Origin of the sequence: Streptomyces sp. M2CJ-2, assembly GCF_016757295.1 — a bacterium.
Lineage (GTDB): Bacteria > Actinomycetota > Actinomycetes > Streptomycetales > Streptomycetaceae > Streptomyces.
Genome location: NZ_JAESIF010000286.1, coordinates 1 through 551 on the forward strand (window position 1 = coordinate 1; position 551 = coordinate 551).

The 551-nt window shown below is 73.7% G+C and carries 1 protein-coding gene; it reads right to left on the reverse strand.

The annotated features are described in order from the left end of the window. Positions 1-551, reverse strand: a 551-nt coding sequence (locus tag JL475_RS39330; protein WP_202282976.1) for a polyketide synthase dehydratase domain-containing protein, incomplete at both ends; no start/stop codon positions are given.

Below are 551 nucleotides of genomic sequence, written 5' to 3' on the forward strand. Positions count from 1 at the left end.
TACCCCTCCGCCGCCAGACCCTCGTAGAAGCCCTCCAGCTCCACGCGTTCGGCACCCGCCGGCGGCCACACGCCGCTCACGGGTACGGGCGCGGGCTGGCCCGGGTCGAGCTGGGCGGTGGCGTGGAGCGTCCAGGTGGGGTCGGTGATGTCCGCTTCCGGGCGGGAGTAGAACTCGACGGTCCTGCGGCCCTGGTCGTCGGGCGCCGAGACGACGGCCTGGAGGGCGACGCCGCCGCTCTCGGGCACCACCAGCGGCGCCTGGTGGGTCAGTTCACCGAGGCCGGCGCAGCCGACCAGCGCGGCGGCGTGCACGGCCATGTCCACGAAGGCGGTACCCGGGACGACGACCATGCCGGCCACGGCATGGTCGGCCAGCCAGGGGTGGGACGCCAAAGACACCCGTCCCGTCAGTACGGTCCCCTCCCCGTCGGCGCGGCCCAGCGCCGCGGCGAGGACGGGGTGGTCCGAGACGACCTGACCGAATCCGGCGGCGTCACCGGTCACGGTGGTGGCGTTCAGCCAGTAGGTCTTGCGCTGGAAGGGATACGT